Annotated in this window: 19 protein-coding genes; 12 read left to right on the top strand and 7 right to left on the bottom strand. The window is 44.7% G+C overall.

Going from position 1 to position 24,543, the window contains the following annotated elements:
* Positions 1-361 precede the first annotated feature (361 nt).
* Entirely contained in the window at positions 362-1,225 is an 864-nt protein-coding gene (aroE, locus tag JMX83_RS08955) for a shikimate dehydrogenase (RefSeq protein WP_201600822.1), read from the top strand.
* 36 nt (positions 1,226-1,261) lie between these two features.
* Here the strand turns inward: aroE and JMX83_RS08960 are convergent, their stop codons facing one another.
* A complete protein-coding gene (locus tag JMX83_RS08960; protein ID WP_201600824.1) occupies positions 1,262-2,386 on the bottom strand; it encodes an FUSC family protein in 1,125 nt (374 codons plus the stop codon).
* A gap of 382 nt (positions 2,387-2,768) precedes the next feature.
* Here JMX83_RS08960 and JMX83_RS08965 point away from each other — a divergent pair, with 382 nt between their 5' ends.
* Positions 2,769-4,589: an acyl-CoA dehydrogenase C-terminal domain-containing protein gene (locus JMX83_RS08965; RefSeq protein WP_201600826.1), complete on the top strand. Its 1,821-nt coding sequence runs from the start codon at positions 2,769-2,771 to the stop codon at positions 4,587-4,589.
* A 114-nt stretch (positions 4,590-4,703) separates the two neighbouring features.
* Positions 4,704-5,180 (top strand): hypothetical protein, encoded by a 477-nt coding sequence (locus tag JMX83_RS08970; RefSeq protein WP_201600829.1) that lies wholly within the window; start codon positions 4,704-4,706, stop codon positions 5,178-5,180.
* A gap of 120 nt (positions 5,181-5,300) precedes the next feature.
* On the opposite strand, the gene JMX83_RS08975 is transcribed toward JMX83_RS08970, so the two are convergent.
* Complete coding sequence (locus tag JMX83_RS08975) at positions 5,301-5,675, bottom strand: 5-carboxymethyl-2-hydroxymuconate Delta-isomerase (RefSeq protein ID WP_201600831.1); 375 nt, start codon at positions 5,673-5,675, stop codon at positions 5,301-5,303.
* A gap of 86 nt (positions 5,676-5,761) precedes the next feature.
* Positions 5,762-6,250 carry a Cys-tRNA(Pro) deacylase gene (gene ybaK / locus JMX83_RS08980; protein WP_201600833.1) on the bottom strand — a complete coding sequence of 163 codons (489 nt, stop codon included), beginning with the start codon at positions 6,248-6,250 and terminating at the stop codon, positions 5,762-5,764.
* A gap of 247 nt (positions 6,251-6,497) precedes the next feature.
* Here ybaK and plsB point away from each other — a divergent pair, with 247 nt between their 5' ends.
* Positions 6,498-9,287, top strand: coding sequence for a glycerol-3-phosphate 1-O-acyltransferase PlsB (gene plsB / locus JMX83_RS08985; protein WP_201600835.1), 2,790 nt, complete (start codon positions 6,498-6,500; stop codon positions 9,285-9,287).
* Positions 9,288-9,638: 351 nt separating this feature from the next.
* Complete coding sequence (locus JMX83_RS08990) at positions 9,639-10,679, top strand: zinc-dependent alcohol dehydrogenase family protein (protein ID WP_201600837.1); 1,041 nt, start codon at positions 9,639-9,641, stop codon at positions 10,677-10,679.
* A gap of 95 nt (positions 10,680-10,774) precedes the next feature.
* On the opposite strand, the gene JMX83_RS08995 is transcribed toward JMX83_RS08990, so the two are convergent.
* A complete protein-coding gene (locus tag JMX83_RS08995; RefSeq protein WP_201600839.1) occupies positions 10,775-12,127 on the bottom strand; it encodes a D-serine ammonia-lyase in 1,353 nt (450 codons plus the stop codon).
* Between the two features lie 53 nt (positions 12,128-12,180).
* Between JMX83_RS08995 and JMX83_RS09000 the strand changes: the two genes are divergently transcribed.
* Entirely contained in the window at positions 12,181-12,558 is a 378-nt protein-coding gene (locus JMX83_RS09000; RefSeq protein WP_201600841.1) for a VOC family protein, read from the top strand.
* Positions 12,559-12,664: 106 nt separating this feature from the next.
* Here the strand turns inward: JMX83_RS09000 and ettA are convergent, their stop codons facing one another.
* Positions 12,665-14,326 carry an energy-dependent translational throttle protein EttA gene (gene ettA / locus JMX83_RS09005; protein WP_201600844.1) on the bottom strand — a complete coding sequence of 554 codons (1,662 nt, stop codon included), beginning with the start codon at positions 14,324-14,326 and terminating at the stop codon, positions 12,665-12,667.
* Between the two features lie 432 nt (positions 14,327-14,758).
* Here ettA and JMX83_RS09010 point away from each other — a divergent pair, with 432 nt between their 5' ends.
* The 4 genes from JMX83_RS09010 to JMX83_RS09025 all read left to right on the top strand — a co-directional run bounded on the left by JMX83_RS09010 (position 14,759) and on the right by JMX83_RS09025 (position 18,461).
* The gene (locus JMX83_RS09010; protein ID WP_201600847.1) at positions 14,759-15,967 is read left to right on the top strand and encodes a flavin reductase family protein; all 1,209 of its coding nucleotides are present in this window, start codon (positions 14,759-14,761) and stop codon (positions 15,965-15,967) included.
* Between the two features lie 161 nt (positions 15,968-16,128).
* Positions 16,129-17,490 (top strand): fatty acid desaturase family protein, encoded by a 1,362-nt coding sequence (locus JMX83_RS09015; RefSeq protein ID WP_201600850.1) that lies wholly within the window; start codon positions 16,129-16,131, stop codon positions 17,488-17,490.
* Between the two features lie 255 nt (positions 17,491-17,745).
* Positions 17,746-18,039, top strand: coding sequence for a GNAT family N-acetyltransferase (locus JMX83_RS09020; protein ID WP_201600853.1), 294 nt, complete (start codon positions 17,746-17,748; stop codon positions 18,037-18,039).
* Positions 18,040-18,167: 128 nt separating this feature from the next.
* Positions 18,168-18,461, top strand: a complete 294-nt coding sequence (locus JMX83_RS09025) for a 4a-hydroxytetrahydrobiopterin dehydratase (protein WP_102078853.1) — start codon at positions 18,168-18,170, stop codon at positions 18,459-18,461.
* 109 nt (positions 18,462-18,570) lie between these two features.
* Here JMX83_RS09025 and JMX83_RS09030 read toward each other — a convergent pair whose 3' ends face one another.
* Positions 18,571-18,726, bottom strand: a complete 156-nt coding sequence (locus JMX83_RS09030; protein WP_021814049.1) for a DUF1328 domain-containing protein — start codon at positions 18,724-18,726, stop codon at positions 18,571-18,573.
* Between the two features lie 413 nt (positions 18,727-19,139).
* Between JMX83_RS09030 and JMX83_RS09035 the strand changes: the two genes are divergently transcribed.
* Together JMX83_RS09035 and JMX83_RS09040 are read left to right on the top strand one after the other, a co-directional pair.
* Positions 19,140-20,426 carry a saccharopine dehydrogenase family protein gene (locus JMX83_RS09035; protein ID WP_201600856.1) on the top strand — a complete coding sequence of 429 codons (1,287 nt, stop codon included), beginning with the start codon at positions 19,140-19,142 and terminating at the stop codon, positions 20,424-20,426.
* Positions 20,427-21,180: 754 nt separating this feature from the next.
* Entirely contained in the window at positions 21,181-21,675 is a 495-nt protein-coding gene (locus tag JMX83_RS09040) for a hypothetical protein (RefSeq protein WP_201600859.1), read from the top strand.
* A gap of 114 nt (positions 21,676-21,789) precedes the next feature.
* Here JMX83_RS09040 and JMX83_RS09045 read toward each other — a convergent pair whose 3' ends face one another.
* A complete protein-coding gene (locus JMX83_RS09045; protein WP_201600861.1) occupies positions 21,790-24,333 on the bottom strand; it encodes a Tex family protein in 2,544 nt (847 codons plus the stop codon).
* Positions 24,334-24,543: the final 210 nt, after the last annotated feature.

Genomic DNA, 24,543 nt, shown 5'->3' on the forward strand with positions numbered 1-24,543 from the left:
TTAGATTGATCTTAAAAGAATATTAACGAGCTGGCCCAGAAGCCACCGATAACAAAGGGTTTTTTAATAAAGAATGTATTTAATAAAAGTTATAACCTAACAGTCATTAGAGCATATTATACTAATTAACATATAATCGATAGTTTACCCAACTGCTCGGCGCTTGACTACCTTTTAGGTTACGCATAACGCTCCCAGAGGGTACATATTTGTTAAAGATATCACTCATCAAACCCTACCCGATACAAGGCTTATGAAGTGAGCCATTGGTTTGTCAATCATCATTTTATCGCTTATGATAAATGGCCGTAAGCGATGCATTTTTGATGATGTCTTGCCTCTTTTAGCCAATGGACCCTTTATGACCCAACACTTCATCGTTATTGGCAATCCGATTGCCCACAGCAAATCCCCTGAAATTCATGAGCAATTTGCGTTACAGGCGGGTATTGATATTCTCTACCAGCGCCAGTACTGTCCTGACGATGCTGCCAGTTTTACAGCGGTCGTTGAGGCGTTTTTTCATGGTGGTGGTGTGGGTGCTAACGTGACCGTACCTTTTAAGCAAGTCGCTTATGACTGCTGTGCGGCGCGCGGCGGCTTATCAGAACATGCCAAAACAGCAGGCGCGGTCAATACCCTTATGATAAATAAGACGCTACTACAAAAAGGCGCGTCGATAAAAGAGGCCATATACGGCGATAATACGGACGGACAAGGGCTCGTCAATCACATAATAAGCTTAGGTTGGCCACTAGACGGTGCTCGCGTTGCCCTTATTGGCGCAGGCGGTGCGGCGCGCGGTGTCATACTACCGCTGATGCAAGCAGGTATTGGCTCACTGACTATCGCCAATCGCACAGTGAGTAAAGCGGCAGATTTGGTAGACGAGCTGAGCGCAGCAAGCTCAGTCATTGCAGCGCAGCAGATTCAGACCTGTGCCACTGGTGACTTGAGCGGCGACTTTGATATTATTATCAATGCCACCTCCATCGGCTTATCAGGCGATACACTGCCGCTGGATGATAATCTATACTGCCAATACGCTTATGACATGATGTATGGGCGCGACCTACCCTTTTTGCAGCATTTCGCGGCGCGTGATGCCAAAACGTCTGAAGGTTACGGCATGCTCATCGGACAAGCGGCATTGAGTTTTGAGCGCTGGACTAATCATACGATCGACGTCGCAAAAGCGACAGCCGCCTTGAGTCAAAATACTTAATGGAACTCTTAATCAGCAGCATTAAACTGCTGCTTTTTATTCACTAAAGCGCAGCAGCAGCCAATTCTCCAAACGCCGCAGTGGTACACGCAATCTTGTAGAGTGGATGGCCAAACCACCACTCAGACCAATCACACAACCGAGCGCCGTATCAATCATGCGCGTATGGATGACATCTCCTGCCACTGGCGGCACCGGCATCGTGCTGCCATACTCCGCGATAAATATCGTCAACGGCGTAATAAAAATCACCGCCAGCCCATAATGTCGGTCGACAAACGACTCTATCAATAACATCATTGATAATATAGCCACGGCGACACCCCACATCGACAGCCCCCAAGACAGCATCCAACTTGCGACCACCATACCAACTAACGTACCCAATATACGATGCAATTGCTTGATCCACATGGTTCGTAGCTGTATGCCTTGAATAATGATAAAGCAGCTCATGGCGACCCAATATGGATAAGGCATGTCTAACAAAACTGCTATTACCAACGCCAGACTAATGAAACCTACGACAATGAGGCTATCACTGATCATATCTGGCTCATAATGATAACTAGGCGCAGGGGCAATAGGACGTGTGGCGAGCAAAAACAGTGTATACAGTAGCGCCAGCAACATCGAAGACCCGCTACCTAATAACACAAGCCCTATCGCTGAGAGCACTCGATCTAACGGGACAGGAATAAACAGCGCGATTGCACCAGCCATCAACACAAACAACCCTGCTGGTGGTGGTTGCTTATAATAACGACCCAACATCACCACGCTAAGCGCAACAAGCATAAAGACAGGCAGCCTGAGTATAGGCAATTGCTGCGCCATCAAACCCAGCGCAAAGCTGAGTATCATGGCAAACCCCCAAGCCATGACCGTCACTAGACGGTGTGGTAGCCCGCCTGCAAATGGTAGGTTTAAGATAATCATTGAGCCTAGCGAGGCTTTGATACCTGAAGACAAGTCACCAAAATAAGCCCCTACAAACACTGGGAAGCTAATCGCAATCGCCGCGATGATAGGCATATGCCATGGTCGATGACTACGATTGACTGTGAGTAAATGATTCAGCTCACCATCGATTAACCTCTTAATACGAGTTAACAATGTGCTCAACCAAGGGGTTCGCTGTTGCTTTTTTGAGGTGCTCATAAATGGCTTTTCCTATTTGATAAGTCCATTTCTCTTTGAATTTAGATAAGTCTACATAGCCTTTTATAGAATAATTTCAAGCGAAGATACAATTTACCTATACAAACTAAAATGAATTAATAACATAATTAATCATGAATAATAGTTATTAGTTGTATATTTGTCGCTGTTTAAGATTTATAATCATATCAACGCCATAACAGCTATCCGCCACTAAAGGCGTTCTAATAACTAATACACTGGAAAGCTGTCCACTAATAATTCACTTGATGACTAATATAACGTCTAGCTCATCCAAAATAAGTAAATATCGCTTACATAAGTTGTGACTCAAATATTGCGCCATAAGTCTATGATAGCGAACTAACCAAAGAGAGCGATTATGTTAACTTACAAAGCCCCCTTACGTGATATCAAATTTTTGATTAATGATGTATTTGACTATCAGACGCATTATAAAAGCTTAGACAACGGCGAAAACGCTGATCCTGAAACTGTAGACATGATTCTACAAGGTATGGCTGATTTTGCTGAAAACGTCATTGCCCCGCTCTATCAATCAGGTGGTGAAGAAGGCTGTCATTTCGAAGATGGCGTCGTGACCACGCCAAAAGGCTTCAAAGAGGCTTATGACCAGTTTGTAGAAGGCGGCTGGCAAGGTATTTCATACCCTGAAGAATTCGGTGGTATGAATCTGCCAACGTCAATCAACCTTATCAAATCTGAGATGATCGGTACTGCTAACTGGTCATGGTCGATGTATCCTGGTCTATCAACAGGTTGTATCAACACATTGCTTCAGTACGGTACAGATGAGCAAAAAGCACTGTATTTACCTAAGTTGGTCGAAGGCTCGTGGGCAGGTACCATGTGTTTGACTGAGCCACAGTGTGGTACGGATTTGGGTCAAGTTAAATCAAAAGCCATTCCACAAGATGACGGCACCTATAAAATCAGCGGTACCAAAATCTTTATCTCAAGCGGTGAGCATGACTTAACAGATAACATCGTCCATATCGTTCTAGCACGCCTACCAAATGCACCAGAAGGCACGCGCGGTATATCACTATTTATCGTACCTAAGTTCACGCCAAACGCTGAAGGTGAAGCTGGCGAGCGCAATGCCGTAGTTTGTGGTTCAATCGAGCACAAAATGGGCATCAGCGCATCATCGACGTGTGTATTGAACTTTGATGGCGCAGTCGGCTACCTAATCGGCGAACCGCACAAAGGCTTAAAAGCCATGTTCACATTCATGAACACGGCTCGTATCGGTACGGGTATCCAAGGTCTGGCGCATACTGAATTGTCTTTCCAAAATGCACTGCCATATGCTAAAGAGCGCCGCTCAATGCGTACGTTATCAGGTACTAAAGACCCTGAAAAAGTAGCTGATGCGATCATCCATCATGCTGATGTACGCCGTATGCTACTGACACAAAAAGCCTTTGCCGAAGGCGGCCGCTCAATGATTTATCATTCGGCACGCTACGCTGATAAAATGGTACAGGGTATCGTCAATGGCGATGATGAAGAATTCGAAAAATGGGATGACAAGCTAGGCTTTTACACGCCAATCCTAAAAGGCTTCTTAACTGAGCTAGGTATCGAAGCTGCCAAGCATGGTCAGCAAGTCTATGGTGGTCACGGCTATATCAAAGAATGGGGCATGGAGATGATCGCTCGTGATGCTCGTATTGCGACGATGTACGAAGGTACTACTGGCGTACAGGCACTTGATCTACTAGGTCGTAAGGTTATCTTACAGTCTAAAGGTAAGATTATTCGTGACTACACTTCAAGCATCATGAAATGGTGTGGCGAGTACGCACTCGATAAAGAAATGCGTAAATTTGTTTGGGCACTGACCAAACTATGTGCTGAGTGGAACACCTTGACGGTACGCTTGATGCTGATGGCACGTAAAGATCGTGAAATCATCTCAGCAGCGTCAGATGACTTCTTGATGTACTCAGGTTACGTGATGATGGGTTACCATTGGGCTCGTATGGCAGCAGTGGCTTATGACAAGCTTGAAAATGGTGGTACAGAAGCACCAGAATTCTACAAAGCGAAAATTCAAACAGCTGAATTCTACTTTGACAAGCTGCTACCACGCACCTCTGGACATGCTGAAGCCATGGTCGCACCAAGCAATAGCATGACAGATATGGACATCGAACACTTTGCCTTCTTAGACTAAGATTGCATCAATAATCTATAAAAAAGCGCCTATTATTTAGGCGCTTTTTTGTGTTTAACTGACCGTATTATGATTAAAAACTATCAAAAGCAATCTGCAATTTAGGAGCACATAATGATTTTACCTAACCATAAAAACGCGTCTTTAGCTGCTCGATATATGCGAGCATTGGTGATTAGTACCACACTTGTCAGTATTGGCATGAGCAGTGCAGCTGCCCAAAGTAGCGACATCCCTTTACACTTTGCCAAAGGCGCCATTACTAGCGTCGTCACTGGCAAGTTAAACGCTCATGAAAATGAGCGGTGGTATCACTTTCAGGCGGGCAGTTCACAATATGCGGTGATTAACATTTCGCCACTTGCAGGCACGCCCGAGACTGCCAATGTCGGTGTATTGCATATGCCAAATGGTACCCAAGATGGCACCAAAGGCGGTATCATTTATCAAGGCTGCTTGCCCGCAACAGGAAAATACCGTTTGCGTATCGCACGTAATCTCATGGCCACTCATGGCAAAACTGCTGGCTATAAAGTTGAGGTCATGATACTACCAAAGTATGCCAGCGAATCCTTATGCAAGCCCGCTTAACCATAGATTTCTCACGCCTTCAAACGACAGCCTTCAAACGACAGCCTTTAAACTATAACATTCAAAATAAAACCTTCAAACTAGAATAAGTCGCTTTGGAAGAGTTTAGAGCGTTGAACATTAACTACCCAGCATCTTCTTATGATAGACCGCACTAATCTCTTCGACTTCTACGCATATTTGCAGTGCCGCGCGACCTGATTGTTCATCTGCGATCTTTTCTTCGATGGTAGCAACCAGTAGCTCAGCCAACTGGTTTTGAATCTCTATATCGCGACCGCTCATCAGTTTTAGATTGGCATAGATAAAACCATTTGCTTGCTCATCATCTTCGACACCCACCAAAAATGTCTCGATAGGTAAGATACGTGATTTAATATCCGTTGGTTGACCAAATTGGCCACTATCCCACAGTGCTTTGTTGAGCGACTTTAGCAATGATTCTTCGTGAGGGATACTGACGTTGGGCGTGGCTTGAATGGTTAAATGCGGCATGGGTATATCCTTGTATAAAAAGTAATAGATAATCTGGCTGATAAGTTTACGCGGTATCTTTAGCCACCGTAAAACCTTTATGCATATTATTCGTCAGTAATCGCACTAAAATGCGCATCAAGTGTGTTGGCTAATTGCGCTGGTGGCAACTCAATCTCTAAGCCGCGACGACCGCCACTGACATAGACCGTTGTCTGATCTTGGGCACTACTATCTATGACTGTTTTTAGGCGCTTTTTTTGCCCCAGTGGACTGACGCCGCCCAACACATAACCGGTACTCCGCTCGACTTGCTTGGGATCTGCCATTTGTACTTTTTTACAGGACAGCAATTTATTGGCAGATAAGGCTTTGGCCATTTTTTTAAAATTGAGGGTTTTATCTACTGGCAATATCGCAACCGCAAGGTCGCCAGTATCGGTCGACACCACCAAAGTTTTGAACACTTGCGTTACTGCCACGCCAAGCTTTTCTGCGGCTTCTAAACCAAAAGAGGCAGCATGACTGTCATGCGTGTATTCGTGTATGCGGTAATCAAGATCGCGTTTTTTGGCAAGATCGATAGCTGGTGTCATAATATTTTGGCTTAATAAAATAGAACTAAAGAATGGGCGTCATACGGATTAGATAGACATGGCGTCAATATATTATTACGCCAAATATCGTAACTTTCAAATACTTGACCGTTTTATATCATTGCTCGCTTACTAGTGAGTAACCCGATAGTATTAATATTAGCAGTATATACAGACACTATATATCGCTTTGGTGGCTTTTATGGCATCATAAGCGCAACATATTTGACTATTTTTGATACTGATTATGATACCGAAGTTCCTAAAAAAACGGATTTTTAAAGCGCCAGTCAGCACTGACCGCACTTCTGAAACTGACGCGGGTCCAATCGTCACCAAGCCATATTCCAATGCTCCGATCAATCAGCTGTATCGTAAGTTATCGGGGCAGCTACTCGACGTTGCTGTCAAACCAAAACTACTGGGTGAATTGCCTGATTTTGATAGCGACGATCAGGTACTCAGGTTTTATGTGTTACAGGATTATTCTCGCTCCAACAGTATTTTGATCGATTTGCAAACGCAAGAGCATAACTTGCCGCCTGCATTGGTTGGGGTCAATGACGCGGCTCACAATATCAAAGAAAACGCAGCCATCATATTTTTGAATCACCCACATGCCAAAGACAATCAGTTGTCTCCGCGCCTTTCTCGTCTAGTCTCTGCTGTCTTGCAATATCCAGAGCTAAAGGTCCGCTTAGTACCCGTATCCATCCTGTGGGGACGCGCCCCTGAAAAAGAAGACTCGCTATTTAAACTATTAACCGCTGACAATTGGCAGGACCCAAGTATCAGCAAGCAGTTATTTAATATCGGCGTGATGGGCCGTGATACCTTTGTACAGTTTCACCCACCCCAAGATTTGCGTACTATCATCAATGATAGCCTCAAAGGTGAAAGCGCGGGCCCTAATGTTTTTGACTCAATTTCTGAAGATTTAGTTTCTAAAAGCTCAGCTACTATAGATACGCAAGATACTGAGTCAGCAATGACGGATAATGATGTCAAAACTGATGCTGAAATATCACCCAGCTATACGCTCGTGGCGGCGGCTGATGGCAATCGTGAACTCGTGCGGATGTTGCAGCAACAACTGACGATCTACTTAGACAAGCAGCGCGCCAGTATGCTGGGCCCTGATTTGTCAGATAGACGCAATTTGGTTGATAAACTGGTCTACTCGCCAGCGATTAAGCACGCAATAGAGCTGGAAGCTGCGGAAAAAGGCACCAGCGTACGCGACGCTCGTAGTCAAGCGCGAGGATACGCCAACGAGATGGTCAATGACTATTCTCATTCGATTATTCGTGGGTTTTATAAGTTTCTAACGTGGTTATGGACGCAATTATATGATGGCGTCGAAGTCCATCATTTTGAGCGTGTACGCGATCTGGCAACCGATTACGAACTGATTTATGTGCCGTGCCATCGCAGTCATGTCGATTATCTATTGTTGTCTTATGTCATCTACAAGCGCGGCTTGAGCATTCCTTACATTGCGGCAGGTGACAATTTAGATGTACCTGTATTGGGTCCGTTATTGCGAGGTGCTGTCGCTTTTTATATTCGTCGTAGCTTCCGTGGCAATGCCCTTTATACTGCCGTATTGCGCGAATATATGCACACCCTTATCACGCGCAACACGCCGATCGAGTACTTCATTGAGGGTGGTCGCTCACGCTCAGGTCGCCTGCTACCACCCAAGATGGGTATGCTGGCGATGACTGTACATAGCCAGTTACGCCAAACCAATAAGCCTGTGGTGTTTATCCCAACCTATATCGGTTATGAGCGTATTATGGAAGGCGGCACTTATATTGGTGAGTTAAAGGGCAAACCAAAAGAGTCAGAATCGTTGATTGGGCTGCTCAAAGTGGGTCGTAAAATTGAGCGTATTTTTGGTAATGTACATCTGAGTTTTGGTACACCGCTGCATCTCAGCGATTTTATGACAAAATTCGATGTCCCAGCCAACAGCTTGCCCTCTGATCGCACCGACTCCCCACTCGATGAAAAAGCCAGTGCCATGGTCGATAACATCGGTGTAAAAGTCATGCAGCACATTAACAAAGCTGCTGTGATAACGCCTGTGTCGCTGCTATCATTGGTGCTACTATCCGCACCTAAAGCGGCACTGGATGAAAACAGCTGCCGTGAGCAAATCGCTTTGTACCAAGGGCTAGCGCAGCAGCTTCCTTATGCAGATGACACTGTCATCACGGATATGACGCCGCAAGAAATCATTGATTATGGTATTAAGCTGAAATTGATAGAGCGTACGCCGCACATCTTGGGCGATATCATTCAGGTCGCTGGCAAGCAAGCAGCATTGCTCAGCTATTTCCGCAATAACATTCTACACGTCTTTATCTTGCTGTCTTTCTTATCAGCGCTAGTGGCACGTAACGGACGTATCAAACGCAGTCGCCTAGATAGTATCGCTGAGCAGTTATACCCGTTCTTGCAAGGTGAGCTATTCTTATACTATCCAGCGCATGGCTTGGCTGAGACGCTCAACAAAAAAGTCGATAGCTTACTGTCTCATGGGTTGATCGTTGAGTTGGGTGATGACACGCTTAGTGTTCCTGAATCTAATAGCAAGTGCTATCAACAGCTACAAGTACTGGCGACACCCGTTGGACAAAGCCTTGAGCGTTATTTTATGACGCTTGCCCTACTCGCTCAGCAGGGTTCTGGTAATTTGACCGAGAGCGAGGTCGTTGACCTGTGCCATCTGCTTGGCCAGCGCTTGTCTGTACTGTATGCGGATGATATTCCTGACTTCTTTGATCGCGCATTGTTTACTAGCTTTATCAGCGCTTTGACTCGTCTTGACTATCTACAAAAAGATGATGAAACGGGTATATTGACCTTTGACCACCGTATCAATGATATCGCCAGTCATGCCAAATACGTGCTGACGCCTGATATGATGCAAATCTTGCAGCAAGTCGCCAGTTTAAACGAAGAAGAAATCACTCACGCCATTACTGAGATTAGTAATAAAAAGCAGCGTAAATTTGGCCGTAAGCGTTAATCGTTAGTCATGACTTTTAAGCAATTAAGCCAAAAAAAAGACCGCTAATGATTAGCGGTCTTTTTTTCGCTACCTTCTTCCATAAATAGAGCCAACATGCAAAATGCAATGCACTGACAAGCAAAATCATATACAAGCGTAGTCAGTCTCAACAAAAGTAGTTACAATTATTGGTAAAGTATCTTTGATCAACTACTTTTATGAAGCAGTGCGTCACATCATCCCAAGGTCATGATACTGACTACCGTATATTGATAATGGACAGGCAGAAAAATCGCGTAGTTGCTGATACTGTTTGGCTTATCTAAGTAGAATAAATGCCATGCCTTGTTATAGAAAAAGAGAGGGTTTATGAAAGCGGTTGTTTATGAAAATTTTGGTGTCACACCCAAACTGATGCAGGTGGCAGATCCCACGCCAGAGGCTGATGATGTGGTGATTAAGGTTGAAGCAACAGGCGTGTGCCGTAGTGACTGGCATGGATGGATGGGACATGATCCTGATATCGAGCTGCCACATGTACCCGGTCATGAGTTTGCTGGTGTCATTGCCGAAGTTGGCCGTAATGTCACGCGATTTAAGGTAGGGGATCGCGTCACCGTGCCGTTTGTGAGTGGCTGCGGCAGCTGTCATGAGTGCTACTCTGGCAACCATCAAGTGTGCGGTAACCAAACCCAACCGGGCTTTACCGATTGGGGCTCGTTCGCAGAATACGTAGTTATCCATCATGCCGATGTCAACTTAGTCCATCTGCCTGAGACCATTGACTTTACCACCGCCGCCAGCCTTGGTTGCCGTTTTGTGACCTCATTTCGAGCGGTGGTGGATCAAGGGAAAGTCAGCGCGGGTCAATGGCTCGCGGTACATGGCTGTGGCGGCGTTGGCTTGTCTGCCATTATGATTGCCAACAGCTTAGGTGCCAATGTGATTGCGGTAGATATCGCCGATGACAAGCTGGCACTGGCCAAAGCGTTAGGCGCTTATGCCACCATCAATGCCAATACCGTGGCGAGTGTACCCGAAGCGATTTTGGAGCTGACCAAGGGCGGGGCGCACGTATCTTTAGACGCGCTGGGTCATCCGACCACTTATATCAACTCGATTAAAAGTCTAAAAAAACGCGGTAAGCATGTCCAAGTCGGCCTCTTGCTGGCTGAGCAAGCGACACCGCCCATCCCGATGGACCGGGTCATTGCTAATGAGTTAGAAATCATTGGCAGCCACGGGATGCAGGCGTTTCGTTATGATGCCATGCTATCGATGATTGCCACAGGCAAGCTTGCGCCCGAAAAGCTATTGGGCCGCGAAATCAGCTTAGCAGAGTCCATCGAGGCGCTGATGTCTATGGAGCACAATACTGTACCTGGGGTGACGGTAGTGACCAGCTTCTAGGCGGCTATTGTTCAATGATTTTCAAAGAAAATCTACTATTTGTCTGTGAAGAATAAACGCATGACGTCTCAGCTTGTCTGGCTATTTAAACAGTCTTATAGCAGGTTTTTTCCTTTTTGATAGTAATTAAAGTGCTCTGCACTGGGCACCATATTGCCGCCCGTTGCCCAAACGATATGCACCGCTTGGTCAAGCTTATCCGTTAACTTGTGGCGCTCCAGATATGCTGTACCTTCAGTGATTACTTTGGAAATACCAGGTACGCCTGCTAATGCGGAAGGTTCAAGGTCGATATTTTCACTGTCATGCATCAAGGCCAGCAAGCGGTATAGATCGTCATCCGCCACCGTGTATATACCGCTGAGTAGTGACTCCATCACCTGACCGACAAAGGCAGATGGACGACCGACCGCCAGACCATCGGCACAGGTTTTATTATCGATACCAAAGTCCTGCACACTCACGCTATCATGCAAACCCGTGTACATACCGACCAGCATGGCAGGAGAATGGGTAGGCTCAGCGAAGAAACAATGCACATGATCGCCAAAAATGTGCTTTAAACCAAAGGCCACGCCGCCAGGACCACCGCCAACGCCGCACGGTAGATAAACGAATAACGGCTTCTCGGCACTCACATAAATGCCTTGATCATCCAGCTGTTGTTTTAGTCGTTCAGCGGCAACGCTATAACCAAGGAATAGATCTTGGGAGTTTTCATCATCGATAAAATGGCAGCGCAGTTTTTGCTCAGCCTCTGCTCGCCCTTGTTCAACAGCTTTGCTATAGTCATCTTGATGCTCGACAACGTGGACACCTTTTTCTCGCAGCAAGTCTTTTTTCCATTGACGGGCGTCCGCAGACATATGCACGGTCACTTGAAAACCAAGCTGCGCGCCCATGATACCGATGCTCAAACCAAGATTGCCCGTTGAGCCGACCACGATACTGTGTGTGGCAAAGACCGCTTTGCAGATAGCGCTATCGAGTTTTTGATAGTTGTCTTCTAGGGTTAACAGACCTGAATCAATCGCGACTGACTCTGCATATTTGAGTACTTCATAGACCCCGCCGCGCGCTTTAATCGAGCCTGAGATCGGCAGGTGGCTGTCGCATTTTAGCAGTAAGCGCCCAGACATCGGATGACCATAAAAGGGTTGTAGCGCTTGCTGCATTCGCGGGATAGCGATCAGTGGCGATTCGATGATGCCATCGCTCGCCGCCGTCTCAGGAAATACGGTGGAAATATAGGGAGCAAACCGCTGCAAACGATCAGCGGCGTCCGTTATCTGCTCTGGGCCAAGCGGTAAAGTGTGCGCCACTTCTGCAAAAGGCTGCCACTTGGGGTTAAACCAGCATAGCGGCTTGGTCGCTGTGATCGTCTTTAGTAGCGGGTGGGTGTGATACAACTGTTCTATCGTTGCTTGCTGGGGTGCTTTTGTTGTCATAAATCACGCTCGTATAAAGTGCTTTAATTTCAATAATACCTAAGGAAGATGCCATGGACATACTAAGGCTTGACCATTTTGTTTTAACCGTTAAAAATCTACAGCATACCATTGATTTTTATACCAAGGTGCTAGGCATGACCGAAGTGCATTTTGGTGCAGGACGTGTCGCCTTGATGTATGGTCAACAAAAAATCAACCTGCATGAGCTGGGCAATGAGTTTGAGCCCAAAGCACAGAATATCAAAGCAGGTAGCGCCGATTTGTGCTTTATCACCACCACGCCCTTAGCCGATGCCATGACCCATGTGCGTGGGCAAGGTGTTGACGTGCTAGAAGGTCCTGTACCGCGAACAGGTGCGCAAGGGGCAATTATGTCATTTTACTTTCGTGACCCTGATGGCAATTTAATCGAAATCTCCAATTATTGATGAATAAATACCATCACCGGTACAATTAAAAAATGCTTACCTAAAAAAAGACCGCTAATCATTAGCGGTCTTTTTTTATGAACTTCCAATATACCAAACGGCGGTATTAGTTGGTAATTTTCTTATACTTGGCACGCTTAGGACTGGCGTCATCACCCATGGTCTTCTTGCGATAGGCTTCAAACTCAGTATAGTTACCGTCGAACCACACTGGGCCTTCTTCTTCGAATGCCAAGATATGAGTCGCGATACGGTCAAGGAACCAGCGATCATGCGAGACGACCATTACTGTACCTGGGAATACTTGAATCGCATCCTCTAGGGCACGTAAGGTTTCGATATCCAAATCGTTTGATGGTTCATCGAGGAGCAATACGTTTGCGCCTTGCTTCAGCGTCTTCGCCAATTGCAAACGGTTACGCTCACCACCTGATAATTGACCAACGTGTTTTTGCTGGTCTGAACCTTTGAAGTTGAAACGTCCGATATAGGCACGGCTTGGCGTGGTGTAATCACCAACGGTAATAATATCAAGGCCGTCAGAGACTTCTTCCCACACGGTTTTGTTGTCATCTAAGTGATCACGCACCTGACCGACATAAGCAACCTTGACACTTTCACCCAAATCAACCGAACCAGTATCTGGCGTATCACGCTCAGTAATCATGTTAAATAGTGTGGTTTTACCCGCACCATTTGGACCGATGATACCAACGATCGCGCCCGCTGGGACGTTGAAGCTTAGGTTTTCATACAGTAAACGATCGCCAAATGATTTGGAGATGTCATTGACTTCGATTACCTTGTTACCCAAACGTGGACCAGGTGGAATATAAATCTCAGAGGTCTCGTTACGTTTTTGGAACTCAGTTGAGTTCAGCTCTTCAAAACGCTGTACTCGAGATTTAGACTTAGCCTGTTGGCCTTTTTGATTTTTACGAATCCACTCAAGCTCTTTTTTCAAGGCTTTAGCAAAGGATTCTTCCTGCTTATTCTGCTGTTCTAGACGATTGTTCTTTTGCTCGAGCCACTCAGTATAGTTGCCTTCATACGGGTAGCCATGGCCACGGTCAAGCTCCAAAATCCACTGAGCAACATTATCCAAGAAATAGCGATCATGGGTAATGGCAACGATAGTACCGCTGTAGTTCTGCAAGAACTGCTCTAGCCATGCAACAGACTCGGCGTCCAAATGGTTGGTTGGTTCGTCAAGTAATAGCATATCAGGGCGCGACAATAGCAGACGGCATAGTGCCACACGGCGTTTCTCACCACCTGACAATTTGCTAACGTCCGCATCCCATGGTGGCAGGCGTAGCGCATCGGCAGCTTTTTCTAACTGGTTGTTTAGGTTATGCGCATCCCATGACTGGATGATGTCTTCCATTTTGCCCTGCTCTTCAGCAAGTTTGTCAAAATCAGCATCCGGCTCTGCGTATTCAGCATAGATGGCATCTAGACGAGCGAGCGCATCTAATGCTTCGCGCATGCCGTCTTCGACATTACCGCGCACGTCTTTGCTGTCATCAAGTTGTGGTTCCTGCGGCAGATAGCCAACTTTGGTACCGGCTTGCGCGCGTGCTTCACCACTGAACTCAGTGTCGACGCCAGCCATAATGCGTAGCAAGGTTGATTTACCCGAACCATTGATACCGAGGACACCGATTTTGGCACCCGGGAAAAACGATAGGTTGATGTTTTTTAAGATTTCACGCTTAGGGGGAACAAGTTTTGACACGTTGTTCATCGTGTAAATATATTGAGCCATTAACACTCCGATAGACTGCATAGAAGAGAACAGCAAATGCCACTCAGCGATGATGCCAAGCGTGCCGTACCTCAAAATCAGGGTTACAAATTATCGTTCATTATCGCATTGTGACGCATACCCTGCAAGCTAACAGGTTGTTTTACCCCTTGTTTTGCAGCTTTTGTCATAGAGCATCGCTGTTTCTGGATAAAAGCTGCCAAAAATATTTAGCTGATATTACGCGTTTAACATTCTGACTCATTGCTGTTTGATAAAAACCACAAAAAATAGCATCAAAACTTTCGCAAATTTAATCAATAGCCGTTAGCATGTTAGAGTGGCTTAACAACGCAAAAAAGGATGGTTTCATATCTTATCAATGAGACTGGCTATAAGCTGAGTCATTATTTTTCATATGTTTTTAATAATATTTATACAGGTACTGATGATATGGCCAACGGCTATCGCCCTGAAATAGTTCAACGTGCGTTTGTCGATTTTATCGGGTCGCGCTTACATCCGTTTTGGTCATTGACGACGCCCAAGCTACGCCTGATCGCTCGATATGAGCTGAGTGATGATTTAATCGCACTGCAATTTGAGACCAATCGAGCGTTTAGGCAGCAGACCTTGAATGCAAGAGAGGGTTGGCAAGGCGGTCAATATCTTGAACTACGCGTTTTTATCGATGGGGTTTATCATCAGCGCAGCTATTCAATCGTGGGATTGGCGAATCAATCATTGTGGTGGCAAGATGATGCCGCCGCTACTAAGTCAGCAAAAAACCGTCGCCACACGGTGACTATTGCTGTTAAACCGCAAGGGGTGGTGTCTCATTATCTTACCAAGCAACTGCCGCTAGCTAGCATCATTGATACGAGCATGCCATTGGGTCATTTTACTTTGGCACAGGCAAAGAAAAGTTTAGATCATAGAGAACCAGATAACCAAAAACTGAATCCTTTATTATTTGTCGCTGGTGGTAGCGGTATCACGCCTATGTTAGGGCTTATTACGCAAGCATTAGCAAACGGACATCAGGTGGCGTTGCTACATTATAATCGAACAGAAATTGCCCATTTTCAGCATCAGTGGCAACAGCTGAGCGATATCTATCCAGCCTTCAGCTATCACTTTATCCATACTGATAACCCTACTACCTATTTGGCTGGCGAACGTTACTTAAGTGCAGAGGGTCTGTTATCACTTAATCTACCTCTAGCAGATACGCAGATATTTGCCTGCGGTTCACAAGCGTTATTAGCCGGCTTATATAAAGCAGTAAACGAGATTAGCGTGCTACAAAACATCCAGCTACGTGACAACATTATCGTAGAAAATTTCGGTAGCGCATTGCCTGATTTTGATATCGGTGGCAATCAAGTACTAGATAATGCACTACAGACAGATTCGCATACGGTGTATTTGCGATCACGGCAACGGCAGTTCGATAGCGACACTACATTATTGGTCGCTGCCGAAAATGCAGATGTACGTCTAGCCTATGGTTGCAGGCAAGGAATTTGCCAATTGTGCCGCTGCAATAAAGTGAGCGGCGTAGTCAAAAACATCCAAACTGGCAAGATAAGTAGTGATGGTTACGAGTCTATCCAAACGTGCATCAATATCGCTATGACAGACGTGGTGTTAGACATTTAGCCCTGCTGAAATAAAAAACACGACCACTAACCCCTGACTATCGACCTCTTAAAACTAAAAAATAGACTGATGTTAACTCATATTGTATGCTAAAACTCAGATGACTCATAAAACCGAACCCAGTGCTGTTTATTCGTGCCATTTCGGTTAAGGATTTATATATGCGCTTATTACCACCTATTGACACAGCACATTCTGCCGTACCTATCTTGACACCATTGTCCGATGCACCGTTGACAAAAAATGATAGCGAGCAGCCAACCCTATCATCACAGCAAACTCGCTATCCAACAGTTACCCATGCACCCTTAACAAAAGCACAAAGTGATGCCTTAGCAGTAGAATTAAATGCGCTATATAAAGGTGTGATGGACTCATTAGGTAGCGATGACGCCAAATACATTCAGCGGATTTATGCCACTGTAGTCTATAGCGAGCTTGTCGCCCGTGGTTTACTGGCCGCCGCAGGACGCATGTCATCACGCCGCTCGCAGATAGGTACTTGGCTATTGGGCACGTCAATGCTTAGTTTTAGCAAAATACTCAACAATATGGAGCTTGGGCATAATGTCATGCATGGTCAATACGACTGGATGCAGCACCCACATCTGAACAGTCAAAAGTTTGATTGGGATATTGTTTGCCCTGCGCCATTGTGGCAACACTCGCACAACTACTTACACCATACGTTTACCAATATTGTTGGGCGTGACCATGATGTCGGCTATCACTTGATTCGGGTGACAGATGAGCAGCCTTGGACGCCAGAAGATCGCTATAATATGTTTAGCACTGCCGTGTTGGCCTTTGGTTTTGAGTGGGCGGTTGCCTTTCATGATATTCAGATCAGTGTGGATGAATATGCTGATTCGCCTGAGCGGCACAGTATTATGCAACAAAAATCTCGCGCACTATTTGCCAAAATCGGCCGGCAAGTGGGCAAAGACTATATTGCACTGCCAGCCATAACAGCAATGACGCTAGGCCGTCGTAGTGCCCTAAGCACACTGAGCGGAAACATGACGGCCAATACGGTTCGTAACCTGTGGACGTGGGCGGTGATTTTCTGTGGTCATTTCACTGAGCAAGCACATATCTATACCCATCTCGATGCCAATGAAAGCAAAGGCGACTGGTACGTGCGTCAGATTTTGGGTTCTAGCAATATCAAAGGGAATAAATGGTTTCACATTTTGACAGGCAATTTATCGCATCAGATTGAGCACCATATCTTTCCTGATATGCCAGCCAGCCACTATGCCAGTATCGCCCCGCAGGTAAAAGCCATCTGCCACAAATACAATCTGGCCTACAACACTGGACGTTTTAGCACACAGCTGCGACAAGTAATAGGGCGTATCCACCACTTTAGCAAACCTAGCGAACAAGAATGGCATGCGTATAAGGCGTCAATGTCAGATACCGATAATCGTATCGAGCGTGAGACCAAACCAGCGGTCAAAGGTGGCCTTGGTCGGTTTTTACCACCAGTTGTCCGCCAAGCCTTATCCTATGCATGGTAGTGTGCCAAAATGGTATTTTAGAAATACCTCATTCTTACACAGACTGGTTAACGCTAAAACTATGTACACAGCCGCTGTCATATCTACTATTGTGGTAAGCATCTAGATTGTTCAGCGGTAATGCGTCATACTAAAATAACAACAAGTGTTTGATAAATATATGGCTAGAATTATTAGCACGCATAATGATTTTAGCGTCTGTTAAATAACCTTAATTCACCATAAAAATTTGATAATAATAAATGGAGTTGTTCAATGAATAACCAAACGACCAAACCAAACTTAGATATTACTCATAACCAAGCAGAAAATCGTTTTGAGACGGCTATTGATGGTCAAACTGGCTACATTAGCTATCAAGACCGTGATGACAAGCTCGTCTATGACCACACGATCGTCCCGCAACAATTAGGCGGTCAAGGTGTCGGGTCTGCCCTAGTCAAGCATGCGCTAGATTACGCCCGTGAACATGACAAAAAAGTCGTACCGCAATGCTCATTTGTTGCCTCATATATCAGCAAACACCCTGAGTACCAAGACCTTATCTAGCTTACTGCTACTCCTTAACGATAAAAGACTGTGTGCAATAATGATTTTAGCAACCTATTTTAGATTAGGAGACCGATCCCAATATAACTTTTAATAAACCAATCCATATAACAATAAAGGTTATTAATATGAGTAGTTTATCTGATAAACAAATCAATCTACAGTTAGAAGAGCTTGCTGGTTGGCAGCGCGATGGTAATAGTATCGTCAAGACCTATCACTTCAGTGACTTTATCGAAGCCATGAGTTTTATGAACCAAGCGGCATTTCATGCTGAAGCACTAGAACATCACCCCGAATGGCGTAATATATACAATATAGTCGAGGTACGCCTGACTAATCAGGATACGGGTGGTATCTCTAGTTTGGACATTCGCCTTGCAAAACGCATGGAGCATATCGTTCAGCCCAAACGTCTATAGCCTTATGCTTATGTTAAACGAGTAACTGAAGTGCTTTAGTTGAACATAAAAAAGACCCTCAATTGAGGGTCTTTTTTTATACTAGATTTTTTATAGTAATAAGCTGTGTTTACATTTTGCGGCTGACAAATGCCACAATAAACAAAATCACAGCGACTGCTAAGAAGATGTATGCCAGATTAGCAGACAATCCTGCGACGCCGCCAAATCCTAACAAACTTGCTAACAGTGCGATCACTGCAAAGATAATAGCCCAACGAAACATAATATTCTCCCCAAATAATTGTTAAAAATCAGATAGTAAACTTTATATAGTATTGATTTAACTTTTTGTTTTTCTAATATCAGTCATATCTGCTTACAAACATAGATTAGCAATATTTCTCTTTAAAGAACGTGCATTTTAGTAATGATGTCAGTAGATTATGTAAAGTTTGTAGCAAGTGTTAATACCTTTTATTTTTTCTTGTCTCTACAAATCTATTATTTAGGATAATAAGCGCCTTATTTGCTAAATTATTGATTGCCTTATAGTTGCATATAAATAACATCAAAAATTTCTAAAAAAGCGATTTGGCAATGAAAACTATAGCGATCCCATAAACTTCTAACTTATTTAGACCACTTGGTTTATAGTTTAAAGTCACATTATCATCCAATTTATTAAGGACAATACTTATGAGTACCGAGACGGATACCGCAAAACCCACGCAACAAGATAGTAGCGACAATCGCCCTTATGCCGTCATCTTATATGGCGCAACGAGCTTTGTCGGACAAATCACCGCTCACTATTTGACCAATTTTTTATCCAATGCTAAAAATAAAGATGGCTCTAACGTCACTTGGGCAATTGCAGGACGTGATGAAGAAAAACTCAATGAGCTACAGTCCACACTTGAGAGCAAAGTAGATATTATCATTGCCAATAGTAAAGACCCTGTCAGCCTTGATAAGATGACCAAACAGACACAAGTCATCATCTCAACCGTCGGCCCTTATCTCAAATATGGCGAACCTCTTATCAAATCTTGCGCTGAAAATGGTACCGATTACGTCGACCTCACGGGCGAAGCGATTTTTATCAAAGACATGATGGACAAATATCAAGATACTGCCAAGCAAAGCGGCGCACGGATTGTCAACTCTTGCGGCTTTGATTCTATCCCATCAGATTTGGGCGTGTACTTTACGCAAACCAAAGCAGAAGAGAAGTTCGGAGAAGCTTGCAACGTGATTCACATGCGAGTAAAAGCGGCAAAAGGTGGTATATCTGGTGGTACTATTGCCTCGATGGCTACAATATTCGAAGAAGTTGGTGAAGATAAATCGCGCCGTAAGCAAGTGGCCAACCCTTATCTACTAAACGATGACACAGATGTGCCTAAAGTACGACAAGACAATGTCAGCAAACCAGAATACGACAGCACCCACAAACGTTGGTTGGCACCCTTTGTGATGGCGAGCATCAACACACGTATTGTCCATCGCAGTAACCAGCTACTCAGTTATGAATACGGTCGCGACTTTAAATATGACGAAGCCATGTGGATGAAAGATGGTGTCAAAGGTAAGTTATCAAGCTACGCGATGAGCGCGGGTCTACTAGGATTTGCTACTGCCATGATGATCAAACCAAGCCGTGAGTTATTATCCAAGCATGTTCTGCCTAAAGCAGGCACAGGCCCTTCTAAGGATGAGCAGGAAAATGGCTACTTTGATATTCGCCATTTCGGTCAAACAGCTAAAAACGATACCATCACGGTCAAAGTTACCGGTGATAAAGATCCTGGTTACGGCAGTACCTCTCGTATGCTCGCGCAGGCCGCATTATGTCTGGCACAAGATATCAGCAAAGAAGACGTTGGTGGCGGTTTTTGGACCCCAGCCTCTGCGATGGGCGATAAGCTCATAGCCCGTTTAGAAGAACATTCAGGCTTAAGCTTTGAAGTTATCGATGGTTAACCGAGCTCACAATAATTCAAGAGTAAAATGCTCAAACAACAATGTATCAACGCTGATATTTTTTATGACCGTATCTTGATAACAAGGTGCGGTTTTTTAATACGCAAATTTTATATCAATCATCTGTCATGTTAGCGAATACTAATACCGTACTTTTTTGGTAAGCAATGTTGCGGCTTTTCGATTTTTCAATACATTATGCTACACATTCCTAGCTTAATGTCACAGCCATATTCACATCAATACGCTAGGATAAAATACATTATGGTTTGGTTGTTATAGAGAATATTCATTTAAAATTTTTAATTACAGTTCACTTCGAAAAACATGATCCAATAAAAATATTTCTCTAAAAAATATTATTGATCGAATTGATATTAATCAAAATTTTATAGTAGTTCGTGTACCAGACAATGACCCTCAGCAGCCTACTATTGATACAGATACAGATAAATATATTATTGTTGAGTAAAATAGATCCAAATGCTTACTTCATTTCTTGAATGAGATGTGGGCTTAATAGTTTCACAACGTCACAAGAATATACCAAGCTGTTAGAACCTTAATGAGTTTACTACTGAAATATCAGCTATATAACTGGTACTTTGTTTTTACAAATTATAGTAAGGTCGAACCAAAGTCTGGCTGTTTTTAATTGTCTATATTTTAAACCAATCATATTTAAAATTAGCTATATTAAAACAGAGGCAGGCGTTTTTAATTATTGTTAATTTATCAAATTTGGAGTTTTATAATGAAAAAGAATATTTTACCGTTAGTATTAGGCGCGACACTTGTTTTGCCAGCGGCAGCAATAGCTGCACCTGTCAATACCAGTGACATTATGCCAGCAGATATGCGTACCACTCCTGTCGATAATACCTTGCAAGCCGAAATAGAAGGCCCTGATGGCGAGCTTCTCGCTACCCAGCCGGGTGCTGTTGATGATAACAACATGGACACGATGAATGACGATATGGAGTCTGAAGAAGGCGACATGGACGAAGACATGACAGTTACAGCAGATGATGAAATGTCTGATGCTGACGCTCAAACACGTGCCGCTATGATGCGCCGCGCACAGATGACAAATGATGTTCAAAGCAGCCAAGTAACACCTGCTGACATGCGCGAAAAGCCAGTCGAGATTACCTTACAAGAAAAGAAAAAAGACCGTCGTGGTGAGCTTTTAGCCACTCAGCCAGGTCAAGTTGAATTCAACGAAACCCGTCGTTTCACCATTCGTTAATAATGACAGTGCTTGATTGAATAGTATGATTAATAGTTTACTACCATCAATAAGTGACATATAAAAAGGCAGCCAATTGGCTGCCTTTTTGTTGAACACGGCTATAAATCTTGGCTATTTCTTAGCTTTAGTCACGCCAGCTTCTTGTAACAAGGCGCCAAGTGTACCCATTTTACTAGGGGCTTCTGCTTTATCGTTTTTGATCGGTTTGCTACGGTTACTATTCGTATTGTCCTGACGTTTACCACGTGGCTTAGACGAACGCTTATCAGCAGCGGGACGGCTATTATTTGGACGGTCACTATTCGCCTGATTACTGCGTGGACGGCTCACTTTTTCACCATCTGTACTGGTGGCAGTAGACTTGGGAGCCATACGAGCAGGTTTTTCAGACTCAGGCTTCATACTAAAGCCGATACGACCACGTTTTTCATCGATGGAGATAACGCGAACTGAGACGATATCGCCAGGTTTGACACGGTTCATGGGGTCTGCGACAAAGTCATTGGCCATCTGTGAGATATGGACCAAACCATCCTGATGGACACCCACATCAACGAAACAGCCAAACGCGGTTACGTTAGTGACTACCCCTTCAAGCTGCATACCTTCGCTCAAATCTTTGATGCTATTAACATCATCACGGAAATTGGCCGTTTTAAACTCAGGACGTGGATCGCGTGCAGGTTTTGCAAGCTCTTCGATAATCGCTTTTACGCTAACATTATCATCGTTAGCAGCCAGCGCAGTCGTATCGATAGCATTCAGCACACCATCGTTACCAATGATTTCTGATAAAGGTTTACCAGCTTGCGCGAGTAAGCTATCAACCAATGCATAACTCTCTGGATGCACACCAGTGGCATCTAATGGATTGCTGCCATTATGAATACGCAAGAAACCTGCTGCTTGCTCAAAGGTCTTAGCGCCTAGGCGTGGGACATTCTTGAGCGCCTCACGGCTATCAAATGCACCGTGCTCGCGGCGATAAGTGACAATTTGCTGCGCCACATTGCGGTTAAGACCTGCGATATGAGCCAAGATAGCTGGGCTCGCTGTATTCACATCAACACCAACGGCGTTCACGCTGTCTTGAGTGACTTTATCAAGGCTATCTGCAAGCTGATTTTGATTGACATCGTGTTGATACTGACCGACTCCGATGGCTTTTGGATCCACTTTAACGAGCTCTGACAAGGGATCTTGCAGGCGACGTGCGATAGAAACCGCGCCGCGCACAGAAACATCTAGATTAGCAAGCTCGTCACTAGCAAGTTCACTGGCAGAGTAGACGGACGCGCCCGACTCGTTCACGATGACAGCTTTGGCTTTTAGGGCATCATTGGCAGCCAGAATCTCTTTGATCATCGCATCGGTTTCGCGACTTGCCGTACCGTTGCCGATAGCGACCAAATCAACATTATAAGTGCTTAATAGCTCATCGATGACTTTTTTGGCTTCAGTCATTTTGTTGTCAGGTGCAAATGGATAAACCGTCGCGATGACAGGCTTCTCTTCACTATCTGACATCACATGACCTTGCGCATCGACGATAGCCATTTTTACGCCATGACGGATACCAGGATCAACACCCAAGATCACTTTAGGACCTGCTGGCGCAGACATCAGCAGATGCTGTAAATTGCTAGCAAACACATCGATCGCATCTGCTTCTGCGGCCAAACGCTTTTCAGTTAATAAACGATGCTCGATATGCGGACGCCATTTGTCTTTCCATAAGCTACTGGCTGCTTCTGCCAAAAACTCACGGCGTTCTGCTGGCACTTTGGCATCGACATCGAAATGATTAATAATTTTTTCGATAAATGGAGCGTCTTCGCCTTCAATTTTTAGACCCAAGACATTTTCTTGACGACCACGTAACATCGCTAATAGGCGATGATTTGGCAGTCGAGCAAGGCTTTCGCTATGCTCAAAATAGTCTTTGAACTTTTCGCCGACTTCACGCTTTTCCTCACTCGCAACGCTCGATACGATACTGGCAGTCTTCGCAAACCCGCTGCGCAAGTTATCCAACAAGCCCAGTGCTTGTGTCCACTCATCGACGATAATGGCTTGTACGCCAGCGAGCTGTTTTTCGATATCGCTAAAATCAACGTCGATCTCATTACCACTATCATCAGTGATACTTGATTGAACTTGATAATCAGCCAGCGCCTCTGTCGGAGTGATTTCTTGCGTTAACACCGCTTGGGCGGCAGCGTCAAGACCAGCAGCACGTGCTTTGGCAGCCGGTGAACGACGACGCGGGCGATATGGCAGATAGATGTCTTCAAGCTCAAGCTTAGACGTCGCGTTATCGATGCGCGTCTGTAGCTCATCGGTCAGATTGCCTTGCGTGCTTAACAGCTCAGTAATTTTGAGGCGACGTGTAGCCATGTCACGCTCATAATTGAGAGATTTTTCTAAAGCACGCAGCTGCGCGTCATCAAGGTTCTGCGTTTTTTCTTTGCGGTAACGCGCAATGAAAGGAACCGTTGCGCCTTCATCATAAAGCTTCACAAACGCATTGACTTGAGCAGTCTTAATGCCAAGCGCGCGAGCAAGCTTGTCGTGAATATTCGCGTGTGTGGTTGCATCCAAAACCTGTGCATTTGTCGAGGTTTGAGATGACGTTAAGGTATCAGTGCTACTCATATACGTATCAATCGTTGAGAAATGTAGTTTTGCATTATAGCAAAAGCTGCATGAATAAAAATCCTTTTTATCTTTTCGTTAATTATCGCCTGTTTTGCGGCATAAAACGTTTTATATCAAACGTTCTGTAGCCTTGTTAAACAAACGCATACAGCATTTATTCTCATGGGTGATGCAATTCGCTGTGCAATCTTATACACTAAAGTATCA

It is taken from the genome of Psychrobacter piscatorii, assembly GCF_904846415.1.
GTDB classification, from domain to species: Bacteria; Pseudomonadota; Gammaproteobacteria; order Pseudomonadales; family Moraxellaceae; genus Psychrobacter; species Psychrobacter piscatorii.

Excerpts from the sequence above, each read along its gene's own strand:
- aroE (WP_201600822.1), top strand. The coding sequence starts at position 362 with ATGACCCAACACTTCATCGTTATTGGCAATCCGATTGCCCACAGCAAA.
- JMX83_RS08960 (WP_201600824.1), bottom strand. The coding sequence starts at position 2,386 with ATGAGCACCTCAAAAAAGCAACAGCGAACCCCTTGGTTGAGCACATTG.
- JMX83_RS08965 (WP_201600826.1), top strand. The coding sequence starts at position 2,769 with ATGTTAACTTACAAAGCCCCCTTACGTGATATCAAATTTTTGATTAAT.
- JMX83_RS08970 (WP_201600829.1), top strand. The coding sequence starts at position 4,704 with ATGATTTTACCTAACCATAAAAACGCGTCTTTAGCTGCTCGATATATG.
- JMX83_RS08975 (WP_201600831.1), bottom strand. The coding sequence starts at position 5,675 with ATGCCGCATTTAACCATTCAAGCCACGCCCAACGTCAGTATCCCTCAC.
- ybaK (WP_201600833.1), bottom strand. The coding sequence starts at position 6,250 with ATGACACCAGCTATCGATCTTGCCAAAAAACGCGATCTTGATTACCGC.
- plsB (WP_201600835.1), top strand. The coding sequence starts at position 6,498 with ATGATACCGAAGTTCCTAAAAAAACGGATTTTTAAAGCGCCAGTCAGC.
- JMX83_RS08990 (WP_201600837.1), top strand. The coding sequence starts at position 9,639 with ATGAAAGCGGTTGTTTATGAAAATTTTGGTGTCACACCCAAACTGATG.
- JMX83_RS08995 (WP_201600839.1), bottom strand. The coding sequence starts at position 12,127 with ATGACAACAAAAGCACCCCAGCAAGCAACGATAGAACAGTTGTATCAC.
- JMX83_RS09000 (WP_201600841.1), top strand. The coding sequence starts at position 12,181 with ATGGACATACTAAGGCTTGACCATTTTGTTTTAACCGTTAAAAATCTA.
- ettA (WP_201600844.1), bottom strand. The coding sequence starts at position 14,326 with ATGGCTCAATATATTTACACGATGAACAACGTGTCAAAACTTGTTCCC.
- JMX83_RS09010 (WP_201600847.1), top strand. The coding sequence starts at position 14,759 with ATGGCCAACGGCTATCGCCCTGAAATAGTTCAACGTGCGTTTGTCGAT.
- JMX83_RS09015 (WP_201600850.1), top strand. The coding sequence starts at position 16,129 with ATGCGCTTATTACCACCTATTGACACAGCACATTCTGCCGTACCTATC.
- JMX83_RS09020 (WP_201600853.1), top strand. The coding sequence starts at position 17,746 with ATGAATAACCAAACGACCAAACCAAACTTAGATATTACTCATAACCAA.
- JMX83_RS09025 (WP_102078853.1), top strand. The coding sequence starts at position 18,168 with ATGAGTAGTTTATCTGATAAACAAATCAATCTACAGTTAGAAGAGCTT.
- JMX83_RS09030 (WP_021814049.1), bottom strand. The coding sequence starts at position 18,726 with ATGTTTCGTTGGGCTATTATCTTTGCAGTGATCGCACTGTTAGCAAGT.
- JMX83_RS09035 (WP_201600856.1), top strand. The coding sequence starts at position 19,140 with ATGAGTACCGAGACGGATACCGCAAAACCCACGCAACAAGATAGTAGC.
- JMX83_RS09040 (WP_201600859.1), top strand. The coding sequence starts at position 21,181 with ATGAAAAAGAATATTTTACCGTTAGTATTAGGCGCGACACTTGTTTTG.
- JMX83_RS09045 (WP_201600861.1), bottom strand. The coding sequence starts at position 24,333 with ATGAGTAGCACTGATACCTTAACGTCATCTCAAACCTCGACAAATGCA.